Here is a 24379-nt window from a genome sequence, read left to right as displayed (position 1 = left end):
CGGTAACTTGATTCGCGTCACTGCTCATCAGTGATCGGGTTTGGTCGCCCAGTGGTTTTCTAGTGAAGTGCATAGGCGCTATCAGTCAGGCATTCCCATGTCTGCACTCGATGGTAGCTGTGCGCAGGACGCCTTCGGGCGCGCCGGTTTACTAGATCCCCGGTCTGCTAACCTGCATACAGCTGCCTCCTCTTTCGTTTAGCAGCAAAAGGGATGGCACTCCATATAAGGATCTAGTTGATGTTCAAGGTCACACCAAACCCGCCGGGCACCGATCCGGTTTCCCCGTACGAGCCCGATTCAAAAAAACTCAACGAAGCCGCCGAACGCGCCCTCGCCTTTCACTTCCCCTCGATCGCCGATATCAAAGCCACGCCGCGTACTCCCGGCACACTGTTCACCGTGAACCCAGAAGCCACGACCGAAACCCTAATGGTTTACCTGGTGGAAACGCTGGCCTCAGTCGACGTGATGGTTCACCAGTTGGTGGATCATCTGGACGGCGGATCGCGCAATGCGCTGCTGGGGATTTCCAACAGCGTGATGCTGGCGGAGATCGCGGCGAACCGGGTGCTGGATCAGATTGATCCGCCTGAATAACGGGAATCCTGTAGGAGCGAGCTTGCTCGCGAAAAACCAGCGAATGTCGCGGGGTGTCTGACTGGGCGCGTTACCGTTCACGACCATCGCGAGCAAGCTCGCTCCTACAGGGGGGGCGGCGTTGTACGAGCAGCCAGCTGCCAAACCCGCGCCACATCGGTCGCCCGCTCACGCAACAAGCGCGGCGCTTCGGCACAAGCCTGTTCCAGGGTCATCGGCCCGCTCGCCAGGGCAAACGCAGCGTCGATACCGTGCTCGTACAGTGCCTGATAGCTCTCGCCCAAGGTGCCAGCGATGACAATGACCGGCACGCCGTGTTCCCGGGCGACTCGCGCCACGCCAAACGGCGTCTTGCCGCGCAGGGTTTGCGCATCGAAACGCCCTTCACCGGTGATCACCAGATCGGCGCCTGCAACGGCGTCGGCCAGCCCCACCAGTTCGGCAACCACCTCGACCCCAGCCGTGAATTGCGCACCGAGGAACGCCTTGGCGGCAAACCCCAGGCCGCCCGCCGCGCCACTGCCCGGCTCGTCGCGCACGTCGTTGTTCAAGGCTTGCGCGCAATGGTCGGCAAAGTGCCCCAGGGCGCGGTCCAGTTGCTCGACCTGCACGGGCGAGGCGCCTTTTTGCGGGCCGAAAATCGCCGAGGCACCGTGGGGACCGCACAGCGGGTTGTTGACGTCGGCGGCGATGTCGAAGCGCACCTGGGCCAGGCGCGGATCAATCTCGCTCAGGTCGACGCGGGCCAATTGCCCAAGGGCGAGGCCGCCCGGTGACAGCGTCTGCCCCTGAGCGTCGAGCAATTTCACGCCCAAGGCCTGCATGGCACCGGCGCCGCCGTCGTTGGTCGCACTGCCGCCAATCGCCAGGATCACCCGTTGCGCACCGGCATCCAGCGCGGCGCGGATCAATTGCCCGGTCCCGAAGGTGCTGCTGATGCACGCATCCCGTTGCGCCACCGGGACCAACTGCAAACCGCTGGCTTCGGCCATTTCGATGATCGCGGTGTGGCTCTGGGGCAACCAGCCCCAGGCGGCTTCCACCGTGGCCCCCAGCGGCCCGCGAACCAGGGTGCGGCGCTGCTGGCCTTCGCACGCGGCCAGGATCGACTCGACAGTCCCTTCCCCGCCGTCGGCCATCGGGCATTTGATCAGTTGGGCATCAGGCCAGACCTGCGCCAGTCCCAATGCAATGGCATCGACCACGCCTTGGGCGCTGAGGCTGTCCTTGAACGAATCGGGGGCGATCACGATTTTCATGGGAATTCTCCAGTTCCAATGCCCACATGCTGCCAGCCGCCATGAACAATAACGCCGGGCCGCTGCACAAGCGGTGTTGAGGATTATTGTTCATTTCCACAAAACCCGACGGGAGCGGCATCGTCCACAAATCTGTGCACCACCACAAATAACTGTGGGAGCGAGCTTGCTCGCGATGGCGGCGCATCAGTCAGCATTAATGTCGCTGACGCACCGCTATCGCGAGCAAGCTCGCTCCCACAGGGCAATTGCGTGATTCATGGATGGGTGTCTGACTCGGGCAGCAGTTGCACCCCCAGATACAACGCGAGCATGCCATCGAGACGCAGTGGATCAACTCCGCTGAGTTCGGCAATCCGCTCCATGCGATACCGCAGGCTGTTGCGATGGATGCCCAGTGCATCGGCGCAGGCCTGGCTCTGGCCGTCGTGTTCGCACCAGCTGCGCAGGGTGGCCAGCAACTGGCCGTTGCTGTCTTTGGCAATGACCTTGCGCAGCGGATTGAGCAATTCGTCGAGGGCGTCGTCGTTGCGGTGGCGCCAGAGCATAACCGGCAGCCGATAGCGGTTGAGCGTCAGCAATCGGGAGCGCGGCAGCACTTCGCGCCCGTAGGCCAGCAAGTCACCGACCCGGCGATAGCAGCGACGCAATCCGGAAAGTCCATCGGCCTGCCCACCCACGGCAATGCGCAGAATGTTCCAGCCCAGGCCGTCGAGTTTGTCCAGCAAGCGCTCGTTCTCGACCGTCTGGCTCGCCGGCCGGCACCAGAGCAACGAGGTTTTGGCCGAGCTCACGCACCAACTGTCCGGATGACGGCTCGTCAACCAGGCACTCAGTGCCTCGACGGTTTGTCCTGGTGCGTGTTCCAGCCCCAGTTCGAACAAGTACGGCACTCGAGTCATTTGTGGTTTGAGGCCCAACTGCTGCGCTTCATCGACCAGTCGTGGAGAATCCCCGGCTTCGCTCAGCAGCAGCGCCAGCAAGTCATCGCAGCGCTGGCGCCGCCATTGCTGTTCGGCCTGCTGGTTGCGCTGGCCCACCAGCATTTCGGCGGTCATGCGCACCAGCTCGGCGTAGGTGCGCAGTTGCTCGGGTTCGCCGGTGATGCCCAGCACGCCGATCAAGCGCTGGTCGAGCATCAATGGCAGGTTGATGCCCGGTTGTACGCCCTTGAGATGAATCGCCGTCTGCGCATCGATCTCCACCACCCGGCCATTGGCCAATACCAGTTGCGCGCCCTCATGCCGGGTATTGACCCGCTCCGGTTCGCCACTGCCCAGGATCAAGCCCTGGCTGTCCATGACGTTGACGTTGTACGGCAGGATAGCCATCGCCCGGTCGACGATGTCCTGGGCCAGGTCGTGATCGAGTTCGAACATGCAAGTGATCCTTGAAGACAGTGATGGAGCGGGTTGTTCACCCGCACAGGCCTTGGTTGCAAACCCTGTGCTCAGGCACAAAGACAGCCACCCTGAGGGTGGTCGAGACTCTCTGGGCGATCAACGTTACCCTTTGCATCGCAAAAAATCATAATAAAGAGAGAGCCGCCATGACACAGAGCGCCGTAGCGTCCCAGGCCATCGCTGACGATAAAAACGCCGTCTACAAGCGCATCACCCTGCGTTTGATCCCCTTCATTTTCATCTGCTACCTGTTCAACTACCTCGACCGGGTAAACGTTGGATTTGCCAAACTGCAGATGCTCGACGCGCTGAAGTTCAGCGAAACCGTGTACGGCCTCGGCGCCGGCATCTTCTTTATCGGTTACGTGCTGTGCGGCGTACCAAGCAACCTGGCCCTGACCAAATTCGGCCCGCGGCGCTGGATTGCGCTGATGATGATTGCCTGGGGCACGCTCTCGACCTGCCTGCTGTTCGTCACCACGCCGACCGAGTTCTATACCCTGCGCCTGTTCACCGGCGCGGCCGAAGCCGGGTTCTTCCCGGGCGTGGTGCTGTACCTCTCGCAGTGGTTCCCGACCTTCCGCCGTGGCCGCATCATGGCCTTGTTCATGTCGGCGATCCCGGTGTCGGGCCTGCTCGGCAGTCCGTTCTCCGGGTGGATTCTCAACCACTTCGCCGCCGGCCAGGGCGGTCTCGCCGGCTGGCAGTGGATGTTCCTGCTGCAAGGTATTCCTACCGTCATCCTCGGTTCGCTGGCTTACTTCCTGCTCAGCGACAGCTACGCCAATGCCAAGTGGCTCACGCCATTCGAGCGCTCGGTACTCGAAGCCGACCACGCGCAAGATCTGGCCAACAAACCGAAAACCACGACCGATTCGCTGCTGGCGGTGTTCAAGAACCCGGCGATCTGGGCCTTCGGCCTGATCTATTTCTGCATCCAGAGTGGCGTCTATGCGATCAACTTCTGGCTGCCGTCGATCATCAAGAACCTGGGCTTCAGCGATAACCTGGTGATCGGCTGGTTGAGCGCGATTCCGTATCTGCTCGCCGCCGTATTCATGCTGATGGTCGGCCGTTCAGCCGACCTGCGCAAAGAACGCCGCTGGCATTTGGTGGTGCCGATGCTGATGGGGGCGCTGGGGCTGCTGATCGCGGTGAACTTCGCCGCCAACCCGGCCATCGCGATACTTGGTCTGACCATCGCCACCATGGGCGCCCTCACCGGCCTGCCAATGTTCTGGCCGGTGCCGACCGCCCTGCTGAGTGCCGGCGCTGCCGCCGGTGGCCTGGCGCTGATCAACTCGATGGGGCAGATGGCCGGTTTCCTCAGCCCGTACCTGGTGGGTTGGGTCAAGGACAGCACCGGCTCGACCGATGCGGCGCTGTACCTGCTGGCGGGTGTGATTGTCTGCGGCAGTTTGTTGGCGTTGCGCATGACCCGAACCTTGCGCACCTGATCAACACAAATCCCTGTAGGAGCGAGCTTGCTCGCGAAGGAGTGTCAGACACGCCCATGTAGCTGACACTCCATCGCGAGCAAGCTCGCTCCTACAGTTGGTTTGTGTGTGTTTGAGATTTGCGTTTGCTCCCGGCATTGGTTCTGGTATCTGATTGAGCCTTTCCCACTGGTAAAAGGATTTGCTCATGAGCTACCGCACGCTGGGTCATTCGGGTCTGCAGGTGTCCACCCTGACCCTGGGCACCATGATGTTCGGCGAACAGACCAGCACCGAAGATTCCCTGCGGATCATCGACAAGGCCTGGGACCAGGGCATCAATTTCATCGACACCGCCGACGTCTACACCAACGGCCGTTCCGAGGAAATCGTCGGTGAGGCCATCGCCAGCCGCCGCCATGAATGGGTGCTGGCCACCAAGGTCGGCTTCGGTCCCGTGGACGGCGTTCCCAACCGCAGCGGCCTGAGCCGCAAGCACCTGTTCAACGGCATCGATGCCAGCCTGACGCGCCTGGGCACCGACTATCTCGACATCTATTACCTGCACCGCGAAGACCACAATACGCCGCTGGAGGTCACGGTATCGGCCATCGGTGACTTGATCCGCCAAGGGAAAATCCGCTACTGGGGCCTGTCCAACTACCGTGGCTGGCGCATCGCCGAAGTCATTCGCGTGGCCGACAAGCTTGGCGTTGACCGGCCGGTGATCAGCCAGCCGCTGTACAACATCGTCAACCGCCAGGCAGAAACCGAGCAGATCACCGCGGCGCAAAGCTACGGCCTTGGCGTGGTGCCCTACAGCCCGCTGGCGCGCGGGGTGCTCAGCGGCAAATACGCACCGGATGTGAAACCTGATGCCAACAGCCGTGCCGGACGCCAGGACAAACGCATCCTGGAAACCGAATGGCGCGTCGAATCCCTGCGCATCGCCCAGCAAATCCAGCAATACACTCAGGAACGCGACGTCGGCATCGTCGAGTTCGCGATCGCCTGGGTGCTGAACAACAGCGCCGTCACCTCAGCCATTGTCGGGCCGCGTACCGAAGCGCAGTGGGACGCCTACACTAAGGCGCAGGCAGTGAAGATCACGGCAGAGGATGAGGCGTTCATCGATTCGCTGGTGACACCGGGGCATGCGTCGACACCGGGGTTCAATGATGTGAGCCACTTTGTATCGGGCCGCAGACCGCTTTAAACCACTGTAGGAGCGAGCTTGCTCGCGATGGTGGTCAACGATAACGCGGGGAGCCTGCCTGCCCGCGGTGTCTGGTCGTTCATCACGAGCAGGCTCGCTCCTACAGGGGATGTTGTAAACATTGATCATCCGAACAATATTCAGCACAAAAACCACGTATCCTCCGCCCCCCGTTTCACCTTCAACCTCGCGAGGACAGCTTGTCTAAAGGTATCGCTCTATCGGTTTCAGCCTCGGTGCTGTTTGCCGTCATGTACTACTACACATCGCTGCTCAGCCCCTTGAGCGGCGTGGAAATCTTCGGTTGGCGCATGCTGCTGACCGTCCCGTGCATGACCGTGTTCATGGTGGTGTCCGGGGAGTGGAAGCGCGTGCTGGAGATCGTTCGGCGCGCCATGGCCAATCCGAAACTGATGGGCGCGCTGATCGCCTCCTCTGCCCTGCTCGGCGTGCAATTGTGGCTGTTCATGTGGGCACCGTTGAACGGCTACAGCCTCGACGTATCGCTCGGCTATTTCCTGCTGCCGCTGACCATGGTCTTGACCGGTCGCCTGGCCTACGGCGAGCGCCTGTCCTATCTGCAAAAAGTCGCAGTGGTGTTCGCCTGCCTGGGGGTGGTCAACGAGGTGTATCAGGTCGGTGGTTTTTCCTGGGCGACCTTGCTGGTCTGCGTGGGTTATCCGGCCTACTTCGTCCTGCGCAAACGACTGGCGGCGGACAACCTCGGTGGCTTGTGGCTGGACATGGCATTGACGCTGCCGGTGGCAGTCTGGTTCGTTCAGAGCGGCGCGCAAGGTTTTGGTGTGTTTGAACAGCATCCATGGTTATCGCTGCTGATCCCGATGCTCGGCGTGATCAGCGCATCGGCATTGGTGGTCTACATCATTGCCAGCCGCCTGCTGCCGTTCAGCCTGTTCGGCTTGTTGAGCTATGTCGAACCGGTGTTGTTGCTGGGCGTGGCGTTGCTGCTGGGAGAAAGCATCAAGGCCGGGGAATGGTTGACCTACATCCCGATCTGGATGGCCGTGCTGGTGCTGGTGTTTGAAGGGTTCAAGCATCTGGTCCGGCAGCGCAGACCTTAAGCACACGCAAAACAAAATGTGGGAGCGGGCTTGCTCGCGATTGCAGTGTGTCAGTCAACATTAATGTTGAATGAACTACCGCTATCGCGAGCAAGCTCGCTCCCACAGTTTTATCGGTGTAACGGCTTAGTCGGTGGAGAGAACACCACGACGCACCTGGTCACGCTCGATGGATTCGAACAGCGCCTTGAAGTTGCCTTCGCCGAAACCGTCGTCGCCCTTGCGCTGGATGAACTCGAAGAACACCGGCCCCATCAGGGTTTCCGAGAAGATCTGCAGCAGCAGACGCTTGTCGCCCGACTCGGACGAACCGTCCAGCAAAATGCCCCGCGCCTGCAGTTGGTCAACCGGCTCGCCGTGGTTCGGCAAACGGCCTTCGAGCATTTCGTAGTAGGTCTCCGGCGGCGCGGTCATGAAGCGCATGCCGATGCTTTTCAGGTGGTCCCAGGTCTTGATCAGGTCATCGGACAGGAACGCAACGTGCTGGATGCCCTCGCCGTTGAACTGCATCAGGAACTCTTCGATCTGCCCGGCGCCCTTGGACGACTCTTCGTTCAGTGGGATGCGGATCATGCCATCGGGTGCGGTCATGGCCTTGGAGGTCAGGCCGGTGTATTCGCCCTTGATGTCGAAGTAGCGGATTTCACGGAAGTTGAACAGCTTCTCGTAGAAGTTGGCCCAGTAGGCCATGCGACCGCGATACACGTTGTGGGTCAGGTGATCGATGATCTTCAGGCCGGCACCGACCGGATGCCGGTCGACGCCTTCGATGAACACGAAGTCGATGTCATAGATCGAGCTGCCTTCGCCGAAACGATCGATCAGGTACAGCGGTGCGCCGCCGATGCCTTTGATCGCCGGCAGGTTCAGTTCCATCGGGCCGGTTTCGATGTGGATCGGCTGGGCACCGAGCTCCAGGGCACGCTTGTAGGCTTTTTGCGAATCCTTGACGCGAAACGCCATGCCGCACACCGACGGACCGTGCTCGGCCGCGAAATACGAAGCCACGCTGTGGGGTTCGTTGTTGAGGATCAGGTTGATCGCGCCCTGGCGATACAGGTGCACGTCCTTGGAACGGTGGGTCGCCACCTTGGTGAAGCCCATGATCTCGAAGATCGGCTCCAGGGTGTTCGGGGTCGGCGATGCGAGCTCGATGAATTCAAAGCCCATCAGGCCCATTGGGTTTTCGTATAAATCTGCCATGGTCGGCGCCTCATCATTTTTTTATCAATTAACAAAGGTTAGTTGTAAGCAATGCTGAGACCGGTGGGTGGCGCACAGGAGATGCCCCGCACACTGCGGGCGAGAAAGTCACCGTAGATCAGTTGAAACCCGAATATCTTCATTTTCGACCCAAGGCTCTTGCGGGCGAGGCTTCTGCTGCCAGAAGACGATTATTATTGTATGCGTAACCAGATTCTACACAGCGTAAATCAGTTTGTCCGCCTTCTGTATCAAATCCCCTTTTTCCATGCCCGCGCAAGGGGTTTGTTGCAGAGGAAAATCCCCGCCAGTATCAGCCCGCCACCCAGGCACATGGCCAGCGTCAGCGGCTCATCCAGCAGCAGTGCGCCAAGGATCACCGCCGTCAACGGGTTCAAGGCAATGAACACCCCGGAACGGGTCGCGCCGATTTTGCGAATGCCGTCGTAGTAGCCGATGTACGCCAGCGCCGACCCCAGCACGCCCAGGTACAAAAGGCTCAACCATTGCTGCGCACCCAGCTGGGCGATCGCGGCGACACTCACCTCGCCGCGCACGATGCAGGTCATCCAGAGCATGACGGTGCCCAGCAGGATCGAATAGGTCACCGTTTGCACCGGGCCCAGGGTGTGATTCAGCTCTTTGGAGAACAGCGAGTAGACACCCCAGCCCAGGACGCAGCCGAAAATCAGCAAATCGCCGAGCCAGACATCGGCACCGCCGGCCAGTAGTTGCGGGTCGCGACTGACGATCACCATGCTCGCGCCCGCCACGCAGATCGCAATGCCGACGACTTTCGCCCGATTCAAACGCTCCTTGAACAGCAACCAGGAAGCCAGGCCGATCACCGCCGGATTCAGCGCCACGATCAAGGATGCCCGCGAAGCGTTGATGTAATGCAGGCCATAAAAGAAGCACAGGTTGTAAAAAAATATCCCGAAAAAGCCAAGCAATGACAATTGCAGCCATTGCCGGGGGCTGGGCCGGACCAGCGGTGTGCGTGCCATGCGTATAAACAGCAGCAAGGCCACGCTGGCCAGCAGAAACCGCAGGCTGGCAGCCAGTAGCGGGCTGAGGTCAGCGGCCAGATAGCGTCCGGCAACGAAGGTGCCACCCCACACCATGGTGACCGCCGCCAGTTTCAGATACACCGGAAGATCCGATGGTTTTGACAGGCTTTGCTCGCAGATCGTCATAGATTCCAGGACCGGATGTCGGAGAGATGCCGTATCATTCGGTTAATACCCAGTCATCGTAAAATGAGCAAACACTCATGACCCTCACTCAACTGGAGATTTTCTCCCTCGTCGCCGAACTCCACGGTTTCACGGCAGCGGCCAATCGCCTGGGCATTTCCCAATCGGCGGTGTCCCATGCCTTGAAGTCCCTGGAGTTGGAGTTGGGTGTCGAACTGCTGCGCCGGCATCAAACCCAGGTTGAACTGAGCGACATTGGCCAGCAGTTGTTGCTGCGCGCCCGGGCGATGCTCGGCCTGGCCAACACCCTGCGCCAGGAAGCGGCCGATGCCAGGGGCATGAAACGCGGCACGCTGCGAATCGGCTCCTTCGGCCCGACTTCATCGATCAAATTGCTGCCGTTGATTCTGCAGCAGTACCGCGCCGCCCATCCCGGCATCGAGGTGCATATCGACGAAGGCCCCGACCGTCAGGTACTCCAGTGGCTGGAGGAACGGCGGATCGACATTGGCTTTGTGGTATTGCCCGAGGAGCGTTTCGATACGGTCGCGCTGATCGAAGACCAGATGGTCGCGCTGCTGCCCGCCGACCACCCGCTGGCGGTTCACGACAGCCTGAGCCTGAAGGATCTGTGCGACTTCCCGTTCGTGCTGACCGAGGCCGGTTCTTCGGAGCTGGTTTCACGTCTGTTCACAGTGGCCCGCCTGACGCCCAATATCCGTTATCGCTGCTCGCAGTTGATCAGCACCCTGGATGTCGTCGCTCGTGGCGACGGGGTGACGGTGGTTGCCGAAGGTTCATTGCCTAATCAGGTTGACCGCCGCTGCGTGAAAAAACCTCTGTCGCCGGCGGTGTTGCGCCAGGTCGGCCTGGCGGTGCTCGATCGACGCCAGGCATCACCCGCGACGCTGGCCTTTATCAGGCTGGCCGAAAGCCTTGATTTGCGTTGAGCGGCATAACCGCCAACGGCCAACTATCATGGCCCATACCCGAACTCTTCATGGGAGGCGTTTTGCCCCGCCATCAATTGAGAGCCTTACATCTTCGTGACAGGACTCGCGAATGCCGCTGAAAGCCAAAACCCGCAGTCGCAGCACAAGAATTGCCGTTACTCTGATCAGTGGCTTGCTCCCGGTGCTGCTGGGGGCCGCCATTCTTTACATGCAAGCAGGGCGTGCGCTCAAACAAGACGCCGAACAAACCGCCGAAGAAGCGATTCGTCAGTTCGACCTGATGCTCGACAACAACGCCCAGGCTGCTCGTGAATTGCTGCCGCTGGCAGGCCAGAGTTGCGGTGAAGTCACACTGGCGCTGCGCGAGCAGGTCACTCGCCGCCCCTTCGTGCGTTCGACCAATCTGGTGTGGGACAACAACCTCTATTGCAGCTCTCTGTTCGGCGACTACCAGGAGAAGGTCAACCCCGGTGACTACACCCAGGGCGCCTTATGGCTCTTGAGCGGCAATCCGGTAACGCCCAACACCGCCGTGCTGGTGTACCGGGTGAGCGAAGGAAAAAAAGGCGCACTGTCGACCCTCGATGGTTATCACTTGATTAATACCCTGCGCCTGATCGGTCGCAATACCTTACTGGTGCTGCAAGTTGGCCCGGACTGGATATCCGCCGATGGCAAGGTTCATACCGGCACTGCGCCTGACCTGCCCGTTGCGCAAAGTCACTTGACCTCCGGGCACTATGCTTTTGCCGTGGAAGCCGGTTTTCCCAAAGGCGAAATCTGGCGATACATACGCAGCGAATATCCGCCGCTGCTCAGTCTGCTGATTTTCTTCGGTGTGATTGCCGGGGCTATTGGTCACGTCCTGCAAAAGCGCTCCTCGGCACCTACCCAGGAAATGCAGCGGGCACTGGAAGCTTCAGAGTTCATTCCGTATTTCCAGCCCGTGGTGCATGGCGACAGTAAAAGCTGGTCCGGCGCTGAAGTGCTGATGCGCTGGCAACACCCAAAGGAAGGCCTGGTGCGTCCGGATCTGTTCATTCCGTTTGCCGAGCACTCCGGGCTGATCGTGCCAATGACCCGCTCACTGATGCGACAAACCGCCGCCCTGCTCGCACCGCAATCGGCCAGCTTCAACAAGCCGTTTCACATTGGCATCAACATCACCGCCAGCCATTGCCAGGACCTGGAACTGGTCAAGGATTGCCGCGAGTTTCTCGATGCGTTCGAGCCAGGCTCGATCCATCTGGTACTGGAACTGACCGAACGTGAATTGATCGAGCCCACGGCTATCACCCTGCAACTGTTCGAACAACTTCGCGAACTGGGCGTGAAAATCGCCATCGACGACTTCGGCACCGGCCATTCAAGCCTTGGCTACCTGCGGCAGTTCAATGTCGATTTTCTGAAAATCGACCAGAGTTTTGTCGCCATGATCGGCATCGACACACTGTCGAGCCACATCCTCGACAGCATCATCGAACTGGCGGTCAAACTCGACCTTGCCCTGGTGGCCGAAGGTGTCGAAACCCGCGAACAGAGTGATTACCTGAGCGGTCACCAGGTCAACTTCCTGCAAGGTTATCTGTTCGGAAAACCCATGCCTGGCACGGAATTCATTAGTGCATTAAGCGATCATTAACTCGCGAATTCAATCGCCAAAACAAACGATTACCCGCACCAATTTGAATCAAAACACTACTGACGTTACATGAAGAAAAAGACAGGATTTACTCTTGGCCAATTAACTACTACAATTTTTGATGCCTGCGCTAAATTGGCAGGTGAGCCACTATCACCGAGTCGCTTCAAGGCTCTTGGCTTATAGCTTTGTTTGCGGTTGGCATCAACCAAACACACTATTGGAGTAAAGATATTGTCCAGACTCGCTGAATTTCGTGCAGCCGAAAAGGCCCTTCAAGAACAGCTCAAGCAGTTGGAATCCCTGAAGAACGATGCCGGGCTCAAGAAAGAAATCGAATTCGAAGAGAAGCTCCAGGGCTTGATGAAAACCTATGGCAAGAGCCTGCGCGACATCATCGCCATTCTCGATCCTAACCCGGCAAAATCCGGCCTGCTGCAGGCAGCCGCCCCTAAAACCCGCCGCGCCCGTGTGGTCAAGGTTTATCAGAACCCGCACACCGGCGAGCTGATTGAAACCAAGGGCGGCAACCACCGCGGCCTGAAAGCCTGGAAAGAACAGTACGGTGCAGCCACCGTTGATTCCTGGTTGCGCGGCTAACTCTCGCGGCGACAAAAAAAGCCCTGCTTATGCAGGGCTTTTTCATGGGCTATCTAAATGCCCGGGGCCGGCACCCGACAATTACTAACTGCCATCAACTTTGTGCTTAATCCATTTGGATATCTAAAATATTTTTCATGCATCGAAAAAGCACTGGCGCTTACTAAAGTTTCAAGCTGTTACGGGCAGCGTCTATTTCATCCTGGCTCGCCTTATAAGCCTCGGCCTGCCCTGCGTAGGAAAGAACATAGGCCTTATCGGCATCCACCGCAGCCACCAATGTTTGAGAAAGCACATGCCTGCCGTTTTGCGTGATGGTGCAGGTTGTTTCCAGTGCGACCAATCGACTCAACGTAGTCGAATGAATGCGCGTGCAGACACTTTGATATCCGCCCTGAAAGAAGTCTTTTTGAACTGACTTGCGCATCTCCAGCAGTACGCCTTCGAGGTTTACCTGGTGACCGCTTTGCACCGGGCTCATGGTCAGTTCCATCACCATGAGCGGCGATCCATCCTGATCATTTTTCACCGCCCGCTGGCGACTGACCCCCGACGCCGATTCAGGCACGTCTTCGACCTGCCAGCCTTGCGGCCAGGTCACCACTGGCGCATCGGCGCGAGCAGCGCCAGCCAGCGAAAGCACGCTTAGCAGGATGAACAGCACGTTACGGAATCGAATCATTGCAATGGGCACTCAAGGTTCAAGCCGTAAAGTCTGGGCCCAGGCCGGCTGTCAGGCAATAGCCGGCTGTTTGGGTTTGGTGATGTCCGAACCCTTGCGTATCATTGTCTCCATTCGTTAGCCCACATATTTTCCGGAGGGCCCATGAGCCTGCACGAATTGAACACCTTCCCCGGCGTTACCGCCCAACCGGACGCCGCTACACAGAAATTTGTCTTCAACCACACCATGCTGCGGGTCAAGGACATCACCAAATCCCTGGATTTCTACACACGCATCCTGGGTTTTACCCTGGTGGAAAAACGCGATTTCCCGGAAGCCGAGTTCAGCCTGTATTTCCTGGCGCTGGTGGACAAGAACCAGATCCCGGCCGACGCCGCCGCGCGCACCGAGTGGATGAAATCGATCCCAGGCATCCTGGAGCTGACCCACAACCACGGCACCGAGAACGATGCGGATTTCGCCTACCACAATGGCAACACCGACCCGCGCGGTTTTGGCCACATCTGCATCTCGGTGCCGGACATCGTCGCCGCCTGCGAGCGCTTTGAAGCACTGGGCTGCGATTTCCAGAAACGCTTGAGCGATGGCCGCATGAAGAGCCTGGCGTTCATCAAGGATCCGGACGCCTATTGGGTAGAGATCATTCAGCCAGCACCGCTGTAACCCTCAAAACAAATCCCACATTTGGAATGTGTGAAACACAAAACCCCATGATCAATCATGGGGTTTTGTGTTTTCAGAGCCGGCGCCGATACCCCTCTGTAGGAGCGAGCTTGCTCGCGATAAACCCGAGAACGCCTCGGGGTACCTGCCAACCAGCGTTATCGTTGACGATCATCGCGAGCGAGCTCGCTCCTACAAGGTTGTGTATTTGCGGCGCCGGCGCCGATACCCCTTTGTAGGAGCGAGCTTGCTCGCGATAAACCCGAGAACGCCGCGGGGCACCTGCCAGCCAGCGTTATCGTTGACGACCATCGCGAGCGAGTTCCTACAAGGTTTTTTGTTTTCAGCGTCCGATTTATGCCGGAGCCGAGGTCCGGATCAAGTGATCGAAAGCGCTCAGGGAGGCCTTGGCACCCTCGCCCACTGCGATCACGATCTGCTTGTACGGCACCGTGGTCACGTCACCGGCAGCGAACACACCCGGCATCGACGTTTCACCGCGAGCGTCGACGATGATCTCGCCACGGGGCGACAATTCGATGGTGCCTTTGAGCCAATCGGTGTTGGGCAACAGACCGATCTGCACAAAGATCCCTTCCAGTTCCACGCTGCGCAACTCGTCGCTCTGACGATCCTTGTAGCGCAGGCCGTTGACCTTCTGGCCATCACCGGTGACCTCAGTGGTTTGCGCACTGGTGATCACGGTGACGTTCGGCAGGCTGTGCAACTTGCGCTGCAATACCGCATCGGCTCGCAACTGCACATCGAACTCCAGCAGCGTGACATGGGACACGATACCGGCCAGGTCGATGGCCGCTTCGACGCCGGAGTTGCCGCCGCCAATCACCGCCACGCGCTTGCCCTTGAACAACGGACCGTCGCAATGCGGGCAGTACGCCACGCCCTTGTTGCGGTATTGCTGCTCACCGGGAACGTTCATTTCACGCCACCGCGCACCGGTCGCCAGAATCACGGTCCTGGCCTTCAACGAGGCGCCGCTGGCGAAGTGAATCTGGTGCAGCTCGCCATTCTTGCCGGGTACCAGTTTGTCGGCACGCTGCAGGTTCATGATGTCCACGTCGTACTGCTTGACGTGTTCTTCCAGGGCCACGGCCAGTTTCGGGCCTTCGGTTTCCTGCACCGAGATAAAGTTCTCAATGGCCATGGTGTCCAGCACCTGCCCACCAAAACGTTCCGCCGCGACACCGGTGCGAATGCCTTTTCGGGCCGCGTAGATTGCCGCCGAAGCACCGGCCGGGCCACCGCCGACCACCAGCACGTCAAAGGCTTCTTTGGCGCTGATTTTCTCGGCCTGGCGTTCGATGCCGCTGGTGTCGATCTTGGCGAGGATTTCTTCCAGGCCCATGCGGCCCTGGCCGAAGTTCACACCGTTAAGGTAGATGCTGGGGACCGCCATGATCTGGCGCTCATCGACTTCAGCCTGGAACAGCGCGCCGTCGATGGCGACGTGGCGAATGTTCGGATTCAGTACCGCCATCAGGTTCAGCGCCTGGACCACGTCCGGGCAGTTCTGGCAGGACAGCGAGAAGTAAGTCTCGAAGTTGAACTCGCCTTTGAGCGAGCGGATCTGTTCGATCACTTCGACACTGGCCTTCGAAGGGTGGCCGCCGACTTGCAGCAAGGCCAGCACCAGCGAAGTGAATTCGTGGCCCATCGGAATGCCGGCGAAACGCAGGCTGATATCGGCACCCGGGCGATTGATCGAGAACGATGGCTTTCGTGCATCGTCACCGTTGTCGAGCAAAGTAATCTGGCTGGAAAGACTGGCAACGTCTTTCAGCAATTCAAGCATTTCCTGGGATTTCGCACCGTCGTCGAGGGATGCAACGATCTCGATCGGCTGGGTGACCCGTTCCAGGTACGATTTCAACTGGGCTTTAAGATTGGCGTCCAACATACGGGCGATTTCCTTTTGAATGATTCATTTAGAGCAGGCATAAAAAAACGCCCGAGCGAATCTCGCCCGGGCGTTTTTATTGGGCGGTGCAGCTTACTGAGTAGGCGCGGAGTTCCGCCCTGATGGTGCGATCACAGACTTAGATCTTGCCGACCAGGTCCAGGGACGGCGCCAGAGTGGCCTCGCCTTCTTTCCACTTGGCTGGGCAAACCTGACCTGGGTGAGCAGCGACGTACTGGGCAGCCTTGATCTTGCGCAGCAGCTCGGAAGCGTCACGGCCTACACCGCCGTCGTTGAGTTCAACGATCTTGATCTGGCCTTCAGGGTTGATCACGAAGGTGCCACGGTCAGCCAGGCCTGCTTCTTCGATCAGCACGTCGAAGTTGCGGGAGATGGCGTGTGTCGGATCACCGATCATGGTGTACTGGATCTTGCCGATGGCTGGCGAGGTGTTGTGCCAGGCAGCGTGGGCGAAATGAGTGTCGGTGGAAACGCTGTAGATCTCGACGCCCAGTTTCTGGAACGCGTCGTAGTTGTCAGCCAGGTCTTCCAGCTCGGTCGGGCAGACGAAGGTGAAGTCGGCCGGGTAGAAGAACACCACAGACCACTTGCCTTTCAGGTCTGCGTCCGAGACTTTTACGAAGTCGCCATTTTTGAATGCGTCAGCTTTGAACGGTTTAACTTGGCTGTTGATGATAGGCATCGTTGACTCTCCGTCAGGGGGTTAAGAAGTTGATGGAAAGAACTTTACCCACTCGACGAACGGAAGGCTCATTGGCAAACCTGATGCTGCTGATTGGCTTTCGCTATTAGCCAGCTGTATTAATAGAAGAAAACGGTATCTAGGGTGAGACGGGCTTTTCCGTGATACGCGCCATGCCGAGAAACGGACTGGCTTCGATGTAGCGCATGGCCGACTTCATGTCCTTCCAGCCCACATAGCTCATCAGCGACTTCAGATCCCAGCCACTTTGATGCGCCCAGGTGGCAAAGCCGCGACGCAAGGAATGACTGGTGTAAAGCTCACCGGCGATACCTGCTCGCGCCAACGCCTGACGCAGTAACGGAATCACGCTGTTGGCGTGCAAGCCCTCCTCGCCCAGATGCCCCCAGCGGTCGATGCCACGGAACACCGGCCCACGCACCAGAGCTGCCTCGGTAATCCAGTCGATATAAGCCTGCACCGGACACAAGCGTTGCAAGGCCGGTGTCTGATAGGTCTTGCCAAGGTTATCGCGATCACTCTTGCTACGCGGCAGATAGAGACTGATGCCGGAACCGGCGCTGGCCTGCACGTGTTCCACCTGAAGCCGGCACAACTCATCACTGCGAAAGCCACGCCAGAAGCCCAACAGGATCAGGGCCATGTCGCGCCTGGCCCGCAGCAAACCCGGTCGGTCGCCTGTGGCCCTGGCGGTCTGCACTTCTTGCTCCAGACAACTGACCACCTGTTCCAGGTGCTGAAGCTGGAAGGGTTCTGCCTGTTTTTCCTGGGCCGGGTGCAGCGCGCGAATGCCCTTGAAAACTTTGCGCACCACCGGCGCCTTTGTGGGATCGGCAAAGCCCTGGCTGTTGTGCCACTGCGCCAATGCCGACAAACGCAGTTTCAGCGTGTTGATCGACAACACGCCGGCATGGGCCACCAGGTAGCGCGCCACGCTGTCGCCGGTTGCCGGCAGAAAACCGCCCCACGTGACTTCGAAGTGCTCGATGGCCGCTCGATAGCTGCGACGGGTGTTGTCGCGAGTCGCTGCTTGCAGATAGCGATCCATATCGCTCATAGGAAATGAACCTGTTTTAACCGACTGTAGGAGCGAGCTCGCTCGCGATGGTCGTCAACGATAACGCTGGCTGCCAGGTGCCCCGCGGCGTTCTCGGGTTTTTCGCGAGCAAGCTCGCTCCTACAAGGGGCATCGGCCGCTGGCGCGAAAAACACAAAACGCTGTAGGAGCGAGCTCGCTCGCGATGGTCGTCAACGATAACGCTGGCTGCCAGGTGCCCCGCGGCGTTCTCGGGTTTTTCGCGAGCAAGCTCGCTCCTACAAGGGGCATCGGCCGCTGGCGTTAAAAACACAAAACGCTGTAGGAGCGAGCTCGCTCGCGATGATCGTCAACGATAACGCTGGCTGCCACGTGCCCCGCGGCGTTCTCGGGTTTTTCGCGAGCAGGCTCGCTCCTACAAGGGGCATCGGCCGCTGGCGCGAAAAACACAAAACACTGTAGGAGCGAGCTCGCTCGCGATGGTCGTCAACGATAACGCTGGCTGGCAGATGCCCCGTGGCGCTCTCGGGTTTTTCGCGAGCAAGCTCGCTCCTACAAGGGTTGGTGTACGGAAACAGTGCGAGGAATACCTAGAAACTTCGATCACACGGGGTAATACCAGTATATCCCGTGTTAATCACATTCAGCATTTAACTTTTTTGATTGAATGGTACAATGTGTATTTACGTGGTACGTACCACATCATCAAAACCCGGGAGATCTCATGGCACGCGGCGGTGTAAATAAAGCGGTGGTTCAAGCCGCTCGGTTGGCGATCCTCGCCCGCGGCGAAAACCCCAGCATCGATGCCGTACGGATCGAGATGGGCAATACCGGCTCGAAAACCACGATTCATCGCTACCTCAAGGAGCTCGATGACCGGGTCGAACCTGTCGAGGCGCCGACAGAACCGATCGACGACGAACTGATGGCGCTGGTGGCGCGGCTCGCGCAAAGACTCAAGGAGCAGGCGCAAGAGCCCATCGACCAGGCGCGCGCGCAGTACGAAGAACAACGCAAGGCGCTGGAAAACCAGCTCGGCGAAGCGCAAGAGGACAACAGCGAACTGCACCAGCAATACGAGTTTCAAAGCCTGGCGCTGACTCAGGAATCCGAGGCCCTGCAAGAAACCCGAGCCATGCTGCAAACGGAGCAAACCCGCAACGCCGGGTTGAATCAGGCGCTAGCCGATTTCGAATTGCGCTTGAAAGACAAGGACGAGCAGATCCGCTCCCTTGAAGAAAAGCACCTGCACACTCGCGACGCACTGGAGCACTACCGCAATGCGGTCAAGGAACAGCGCGAACAGGAAATGAGTCGCCACGAAGGCCAGGTGCAACAGATACAGATGGAACTGCGTCAGGCGCAACAAAGCGCACTGGTACGCCAGGATGAAATCACCCAGTTGCACCGCGACAACGAACGCTTGCTGACTGAAAACCGCGGCACGCTGCGCGAACTGAGCCTGCTGCAAGAACAGCTCAAGCAAAGCAATACCCGTCAGGATCAGTTGCTGGAACAGGCCACCCGCGTCGACGGTGAGCGCACCCTCCTCCAGGAGCGCCTGCGCGTCGCCCTGTTGGAAAGCCAGGCACTCAAGCAGAACGTCGATGAGCAGTCGCAGCTCAACAGGTCACTGGAAATGGATCTGGCCAAGACCCGGACGGATCTGGAAGAACGCGTACGTCTAGCCGCGACCCTTGCGGCAGCGGCAGACGCAGCGAAGGACGCTTAACCGGCGACCGGCGTACGCATGGTGACGAACTCTTCGGCGGCCGTCGGGTGCACCCCGATGGTTTCGTCGAAGTCGCGCTTGGTGGCGCCGGCCTTCAAGGCAATCGCCAGGCCCTGGACGATTTCACCGGCTTCTGGGCCGACCATGTGGCAACCCAGGACCTTGTCGGTGTTGGCGTCCACCACCAGTTTCATCAGCGTGCGCTCCTGGCATTCGGTCAGGGTCAGCTTCATCGGCCGGAAGCGGCTTTCGAAGATCTGCACCTCGTGACCGGCTTCGCGAGCCTCTTCCTCGGTCAAACCGACAGTGCCGATGTTCGGCAGGCTGAACACCGCCGTCGGGATCATTTTGTAATCCACCGGACGATACTGCTCAGGCTTGAACAGGCGTCGCGCCACCGCCATGCCTTCAGCCAGGGCCACCGGCGTCAGCTGAACACGGCCGATCACATCGCCCAGCGCCAGGATCGACGGCTCGGCGGTTTGATACAGCTCATCGACTTCGACAAAGCCTTTCCTGTCGAGTTTGACCCCGGTGTTTTCCAGCCCCAGATTGTCCAGCATCGGACGACGACCCGTTGCGTAGAACACGCAATCGGCTTCCAGCTGGCGACCATCCTTGAGCGTGACTTTCAGGCTGCCATCGGCCAGCTTGTCGATGCGCTCGATGTCCGCGTTGAATTGCAGGTCCATGCCGCGCTTGGTCAACTCTTCCTGCAAATGCTTGCGCACGGAACCATCGAAGCCGCGCAGGAACAGTTCGCCGCGATACAGCAGCGTGGTCTTGGCACCCAAGCCGTGGAAGATCCCGGCGAACTCGACCGCAATGTAGCCACCGCCCACCACCAGCACCCGCTTGGGCAGCTCTTTGAGGAAGAACGCCTGGTTGGAACTGATGGCATGCTCATGCCCCGGAATCTCCGGAATCTGCGGCCAGCCGCCGGTGGCGATCAGGATGTTCTTGGCGGTAAAACGCTCGCCATTGATCTCGACCTGATGCGGATCGACGATCTTCGCGTGGCCCTCATGCAAGGTCACGCCGCTGTTGACCAGCAGGTTGCGATAAATGCCATTGAGGCGATTGATCTCGCGGTCCTTGTTGGCGATCAACGTCGGCCAGTCGAACTGCGCCTCATCCAGGCCCCAGCCAAAACCGGAAGCCTGCTCGAAGTCTTCGGCGAAGTGCGCACCGTAGACCAGCAATTTTTTCGGCACACAGCCGACGTTCACGCAGGTCCCGCCCAGATAGCGGCTTTCGGCCACGGCTACTTTCGCGCCGAACCCGGCGGCAAACCGCGCAGCCCGCACACCACCGGAACCGGCGCCAATCACATAAAGGTCAAAATCGTAGGCCATTTTCAATCTCCTCGGCAGGCCAACAGCATACCTGCGGACGGCCGCCGAGCAAGCATTGTGCTGAAATGCGCGGCCCAATCTTCGATCAATGCCCCTCTGCAGATTGCGTTTTCGATGTCCGCAGAGTGCGCCAAGCAATCAAAATCGCCATGAGTGCCAAGCCGAACGTCACCCACGAAACCAAACCGATTCCACCTTCGAATGCCCTTCCCGCCTGCGCCATCAATTCCCTTGCTTGATCACCCGACAAGTCTGCCGCCACATGATAGGCGCCAGACAGCGTCTCTCTCGCCAGCATCATCTGCAATTCGCTCAGGAACCCCGGAAGCTGCAATACACCGCGATAGTAGGCAGTGACGACACCGCCGAGCACTGTCGTCCCCAAAACTACACCCACTTCATAGGCCGTTTCGCTAATGGCAGACGCGGCGCCCGCCTTTGCCGGTGGTGCGGCTGACAAAATCACATCATTGGACACCGTCGCGATCGCACCCACGCCAATGTTCAGCAAGGCAAAAGCCACCACTAGAACGGTCAGGTTACTGCCCATGCTGGCGACCAGCAAAAACGCCGCTCCAGCAAACGCCATCAGAATCGGTATCAGCACATGCACCTGTAATCGCTGTGCGACAGGCACGACCGCAATCCCCACTACAATCGCCATGACCTGACCAGGAACCAACGCGAGGCTAGCACTCAAGGGCGACATCTGTAGAACGATCTGCAGAAACTGAGTGGTAAAGAATACGAAGCCGACGAGAAACGCGAGACTCATCAAATTGATCACCACAGAGCCGCTAAAGGTGCCACTGCGGAACAGACTCAGGTCCATCAGCGGCACTGGCAAACGTAACTGTCGACGCACAAACATCCAGCCCGCAACTGCACCTAATGCAAATGCTGTCAGCGCCATCCAGTCGATACCATTACTGGCGCTGTGTTTAATGCCGTAAACAATGGCACCAAGGGCTACCATTGATTGCAGGATGCTTATCGGATCCAACGGCCCTGAAGCATCTCGCTCGGATTCAGGCAACAACAGTGGCCCCAACACCAGCAGTGGCACCAGCACGGGCACCGCCAACAGGAAAATCGACCCCCAGCTGAAGAACTCCAGCAACACCCCGCCCACCAAAGGTCCGAGTGCCGAGCCGACCGTCAACGTCGTTGCCCAGATTGCGACCGCCAGTCTGCGTTCCTCTCGGTCCTTGAATACCGAACGTATCAGCGCCAACGTTGAGGGCATCAGCATTGCACCGAAAATGCCCATACAAGCCCGCCCGGCAATCAGTTGCGTAGCGGTATCGGAATACGCGGTTAGCACCGACACAATCGCAAAGCCCAAGGACCCGGCCAGCAACAACTTACGATGACCGACTCGATCTCCCAGACTCCCCATCGACACCAGCAACCCCGCCAATACCAGCGAATAAGCGTCGATCATCCACAACTGCTGACTAGCACTCGGACGCAGGGCCTCGGCAATCTTTGGTAACGCGAACCCAAGCACCGTATTGTCAACTGTCACCAGCAATACCGGTAGCATCAGTACGCTTAGAGCCAACCATCGTTTTAGGGTTACGCATCCTGTTAACGCCATTCACGAAACTCCATTTCCTTATAAACCCCAGCGACTTTAAGCGCGCCCTTGACGTGACATTAGTCACGCCGAGCAAACCGGCTCTGGTATATCCCATTTAATACAGAGGTTTTTAGCCGCAACAACCATCGTTTATCCCTGCAATTAACAAATCAGGATTTTCCTTCGCAACGCCTACCGATGGATGTCAGGCGATACCTACCTTTGCGCCCCCCCTGCGTACATTTTCCTACACAAAAGCAAACGCCCCGAACGAAGTCGGGGCGTTTGCTTTATCCCTCACCTGTGTTTTTTACACAGAGCGGAGTTCGATTTCCAACACGAGCAACTCAGGCTATCAGTACGCCTTGCCCGTCTTGTAGAAGTTCTCGAAGCAGAAGTTGGTCGCGTCGATGTAGCCTTCGGCGCCGCCGCAGTCGAAACGCTTGCCCTTGAACTTGTAGGCCATCACGCAGCCGTTCTGGGCCTGTTTCATCAGGGCGTCGGTGATCTGGATTTCGCCGCCCTTGCCTGGCTCGGTCTGTTCGATCAGGTCGAAGATGTCCGGGGTCAGGATGTAGCGGCCGATGATGGCCAGGTTCGACGGTGCGTCTTCCGGCTTTGGTTTTTCAACCATGCTGTGTACGCGGTAGATGTCGTCGCGGATCATCTCGCCGGCGATTACGCCGTACTTGTTGGTCTCGGACGGATCGACTTCCTGGATGGCCACGATCGAGCAGCGGAACTGCTTGTACAGCTTGACCATCTGGGTCAGAACGCCGTCGCCTTCGAGGTTGACGCACAGGTCGTCCGCCAGCACCACGGCGAACGGTTCGTCACCGATCAGTGGACGGCCGGTGAGGATCGCGTGGCCCAGGCCTTTCATTTCGGTCTGGCGGGTGTAGGAGAACGAGCACTCGTCGAGCAGCTTGCGGATGCCGACCAGGTATTTCTCCTTGTCGGTGCCCTTGATCTGGTTTTCCAGCTCGTAGCTGATGTCGAAGTGGTCTTCCAGGGCGCGCTTGCCGCGACCGGTGACGATGGAGATTTCGGTCAAGCCGGCATCCAGTGCTTCTTCGACGCCGTACTGGATCAGTGGCTTGTTCACCACCGGCAGCATTTCTTTGGGCATGGCTTTAGTCGCTGGCAGGAAGCGAGTACCGTAACCGGCTGCTGGGAACAAGCATTTCTTGATCATATAAGTCCTTGAAAGGGCTGTGTGTACGAGTTTCGGCGCAGTCTAATCAGGCGGCGTGCACCTTACAATGCCCCGCGCTGGCTAACCGATGCCAACATAGAGAAATATTCTTGCCGATAGTTCCCTGCGGGAGTGCGCAGGTCGCTGCGCAGCCTCTTATGCATAGCAGAGACTTGCGCAAATGCACGGTTTCTACCGCCCGGAACCCATCACCATACGCCCATCGGCACCCCTTGAGTGTGTTTGGCGGTATCATGGCGCGATTGAACCAGACAACGAGGCAAGTAGATGTCGGCAGTAAAAAGCGTCAACGGATTCCTGATCAATCAGGAGAAAGACGGCCAATGGTGGGTGGCCAGTGTCGCCGGTGAAAATATCGCCGGGCCTTTCCCTTCCGAAGCCCTGGCAACCGAAGTGGCCTCGGTGCTGGAACTTGAGCACCCGGAACCCAAGCGACGCGGCAAAGACAAGAGCTGATCGACGCCCGATGCGAAAAGCCCTGCCATGGCGCAGGGCTTTTTTATGAATACCGAAAAAGAAGTGGCCTTTGGCTATAACCTTTTGAATCCGGCGCTGTCTCAGCCTTAGCCCACCCCCCTGACGATGATCAAGCCATGAATAAAGTTTTGCCTTTGCTGACGGTATTGGCCCTGAGCGGCTGCGCAACGTCGGAACAAACCTACCTGGCTAACGGAGAGCAAGGTCTATCGATTGACTGCTCCGGGGAAGCCAACTCTTGGGCGGCGTGCTACGAAAAGGCCGATGCGTCCTGCGCGGGCACCGGCTACAAGATTGTCGGAACCGATGGCACCCCCTCGCTCAAGGAGAGCGAAAAGACCCTCGGCGCCGACGTCGGTAACTACAAGAGCCGCAACGTCGTGGTGATCTGCAGGTAA

At 58.8% G+C, this 24379-nt stretch carries 22 protein-coding genes; 11 read left to right on the top strand and 11 right to left on the bottom strand.

From position 1 onward, the window contains the following. Positions 1–240: 240 nt before the first annotated feature. Entirely contained in the window at positions 241–600 is a 360-nt protein-coding gene (locus tag AC1RDQ_RS23295; protein WP_057714677.1) for a DUF6124 family protein, read from the top strand. Between the two features lie 104 nt (positions 601–704). Here the strand turns inward: AC1RDQ_RS23295 and AC1RDQ_RS23290 are convergent, their stop codons facing one another. Together AC1RDQ_RS23290 and AC1RDQ_RS23285 are read right to left on the bottom strand one after the other, a co-directional pair. Continuing rightward, positions 705–1859, bottom strand: coding sequence for a glycerate kinase (locus tag AC1RDQ_RS23290; protein WP_492588253.1), 1155 nt, complete (start codon positions 1857–1859; stop codon positions 705–707). 257 nt (positions 1860–2116) lie between these two features. Continuing rightward, on the bottom strand, positions 2117–3238 hold the full coding sequence (locus AC1RDQ_RS23285) for a sugar diacid recognition domain-containing protein (protein WP_090455446.1): 1122 nt from the start codon (positions 3236–3238) through the stop codon (positions 2117–2119). 170 nt (positions 3239–3408) lie between these two features. Here AC1RDQ_RS23285 and AC1RDQ_RS23280 point away from each other — a divergent pair, with 170 nt between their 5' ends. The 3 genes from AC1RDQ_RS23280 to rarD all read left to right on the top strand — a co-directional run bounded on the left by AC1RDQ_RS23280 (position 3409) and on the right by rarD (position 6996). Beyond that, positions 3409–4719, top strand: a complete 1311-nt coding sequence (locus AC1RDQ_RS23280; protein ID WP_492588252.1) for an MFS transporter — start codon at positions 3409–3411, stop codon at positions 4717–4719. Positions 4720–4906: 187 nt separating this feature from the next. Beyond that, positions 4907–5914: an aldo/keto reductase gene (locus AC1RDQ_RS23275; protein ID WP_492588251.1), complete on the top strand. Its 1008-nt coding sequence runs from the start codon at positions 4907–4909 to the stop codon at positions 5912–5914. A 200-nt stretch (positions 5915–6114) separates the two neighbouring features. Continuing rightward, the gene (rarD, locus tag AC1RDQ_RS23270; RefSeq protein WP_057714672.1) at positions 6115–6996 is read left to right on the top strand and encodes an EamA family transporter RarD; all 882 of its coding nucleotides are present in this window, start codon (positions 6115–6117) and stop codon (positions 6994–6996) included. A gap of 126 nt (positions 6997–7122) precedes the next feature. Here rarD and hppD read toward each other — a convergent pair whose 3' ends face one another. After that, the gene (gene hppD, locus AC1RDQ_RS23265) at positions 7123–8199 is read right to left on the bottom strand and encodes a 4-hydroxyphenylpyruvate dioxygenase (protein ID WP_057714671.1); all 1077 of its coding nucleotides are present in this window, start codon (positions 8197–8199) and stop codon (positions 7123–7125) included. Positions 8200–8450: 251 nt separating this feature from the next. Next, positions 8451–9395: a DMT family transporter gene (locus AC1RDQ_RS23260; RefSeq protein ID WP_492588250.1), complete on the bottom strand. Its 945-nt coding sequence runs from the start codon at positions 9393–9395 to the stop codon at positions 8451–8453. Between the two features lie 77 nt (positions 9396–9472). Here AC1RDQ_RS23260 and AC1RDQ_RS23255 point away from each other — a divergent pair, with 77 nt between their 5' ends. From AC1RDQ_RS23255 to AC1RDQ_RS23245, 3 genes are all read left to right on the top strand, one after another. Next, complete coding sequence (locus AC1RDQ_RS23255) at positions 9473–10345, top strand: LysR family transcriptional regulator (RefSeq protein ID WP_492588248.1); 873 nt, start codon at positions 9473–9475, stop codon at positions 10343–10345. A 112-nt stretch (positions 10346–10457) separates the two neighbouring features. Then, positions 10458–11990, top strand: a complete 1533-nt coding sequence (locus AC1RDQ_RS23250; protein WP_492588247.1) for an EAL domain-containing protein — start codon at positions 10458–10460, stop codon at positions 11988–11990. Between the two features lie 234 nt (positions 11991–12224). After that, entirely contained in the window at positions 12225–12590 is a 366-nt protein-coding gene (locus tag AC1RDQ_RS23245) for a histone-like nucleoid-structuring protein, MvaT/MvaU family (RefSeq protein ID WP_008051761.1), read from the top strand. A 163-nt stretch (positions 12591–12753) separates the two neighbouring features. Here AC1RDQ_RS23245 and AC1RDQ_RS23240 read toward each other — a convergent pair whose 3' ends face one another. Beyond that, positions 12754–13272, bottom strand: coding sequence for a DUF4946 domain-containing protein (locus tag AC1RDQ_RS23240; RefSeq protein WP_492588246.1), 519 nt, complete (start codon positions 13270–13272; stop codon positions 12754–12756). A gap of 144 nt (positions 13273–13416) precedes the next feature. On the opposite strand from AC1RDQ_RS23240, the gene gloA reads away from it, so the two are divergent. Next, positions 13417–13938, top strand: a complete 522-nt coding sequence (gene gloA / locus AC1RDQ_RS23235; RefSeq protein ID WP_090455458.1) for a lactoylglutathione lyase — start codon at positions 13417–13419, stop codon at positions 13936–13938. Between the two features lie 355 nt (positions 13939–14293). Here gloA and ahpF read toward each other — a convergent pair whose 3' ends face one another. The 3 genes from ahpF to AC1RDQ_RS23220 all read right to left on the bottom strand — a co-directional run bounded on the left by ahpF (position 14294) and on the right by AC1RDQ_RS23220 (position 17637). Beyond that, a complete protein-coding gene (gene ahpF, locus AC1RDQ_RS23230) occupies positions 14294–15856 on the bottom strand; it encodes an alkyl hydroperoxide reductase subunit F (RefSeq protein WP_492588245.1) in 1563 nt (520 codons plus the stop codon). A gap of 139 nt (positions 15857–15995) precedes the next feature. Then, a complete protein-coding gene (gene ahpC, locus AC1RDQ_RS23225; protein WP_007975937.1) occupies positions 15996–16559 on the bottom strand; it encodes an alkyl hydroperoxide reductase subunit C in 564 nt (187 codons plus the stop codon). Positions 16560–16698: 139 nt separating this feature from the next. After that, complete coding sequence (locus tag AC1RDQ_RS23220; protein WP_492588243.1) at positions 16699–17637, bottom strand: site-specific integrase; 939 nt, start codon at positions 17635–17637, stop codon at positions 16699–16701. A 703-nt stretch (positions 17638–18340) separates the two neighbouring features. On the opposite strand from AC1RDQ_RS23220, the gene AC1RDQ_RS23215 reads away from it, so the two are divergent. Further along, positions 18341–19351 carry a DNA-binding protein gene (locus tag AC1RDQ_RS23215; RefSeq protein WP_057714663.1) on the top strand — a complete coding sequence of 337 codons (1011 nt, stop codon included), beginning with the start codon at positions 18341–18343 and terminating at the stop codon, positions 19349–19351. On the opposite strand, the gene gorA is transcribed toward AC1RDQ_RS23215, so the two are convergent. From gorA to galU, 3 genes are all read right to left on the bottom strand, one after another. Further along, on the bottom strand, positions 19348–20706 hold the full coding sequence (gene gorA / locus AC1RDQ_RS23210) for a glutathione-disulfide reductase (RefSeq protein ID WP_492588242.1): 1359 nt from the start codon (positions 20704–20706) through the stop codon (positions 19348–19350). The genes AC1RDQ_RS23215 and gorA overlap by 4 nt on opposite strands. 85 nt (positions 20707–20791) lie before the next feature. Then, positions 20792–22306: an MFS transporter gene (locus AC1RDQ_RS23205; protein WP_492588241.1), complete on the bottom strand. Its 1515-nt coding sequence runs from the start codon at positions 22304–22306 to the stop codon at positions 20792–20794. A 337-nt stretch (positions 22307–22643) separates the two neighbouring features. Next, positions 22644–23483, bottom strand: a complete 840-nt coding sequence (gene galU / locus AC1RDQ_RS23200) for a UTP--glucose-1-phosphate uridylyltransferase GalU (RefSeq protein ID WP_056724500.1) — start codon at positions 23481–23483, stop codon at positions 22644–22646. 288 nt (positions 23484–23771) lie between these two features. Here galU and AC1RDQ_RS23195 point away from each other — a divergent pair, with 288 nt between their 5' ends. Together AC1RDQ_RS23195 and AC1RDQ_RS23190 are read left to right on the top strand one after the other, a co-directional pair. Continuing rightward, the gene (locus tag AC1RDQ_RS23195) at positions 23772–23960 is read left to right on the top strand and encodes a hypothetical protein (RefSeq protein WP_223502671.1); all 189 of its coding nucleotides are present in this window, start codon (positions 23772–23774) and stop codon (positions 23958–23960) included. 137 nt (positions 23961–24097) lie between these two features. Next, positions 24098–24379, top strand: a complete 282-nt coding sequence (locus AC1RDQ_RS23190; RefSeq protein WP_057714661.1) for a hypothetical protein — start codon at positions 24098–24100, stop codon at positions 24377–24379.

Source organism: Pseudomonas sp. GW823-FHT02E01, assembly GCF_058797535.1.
Note: the sequence above shows the minus strand (reverse complement) of the source record. Positions and strands in the feature narration are given on the sequence as shown.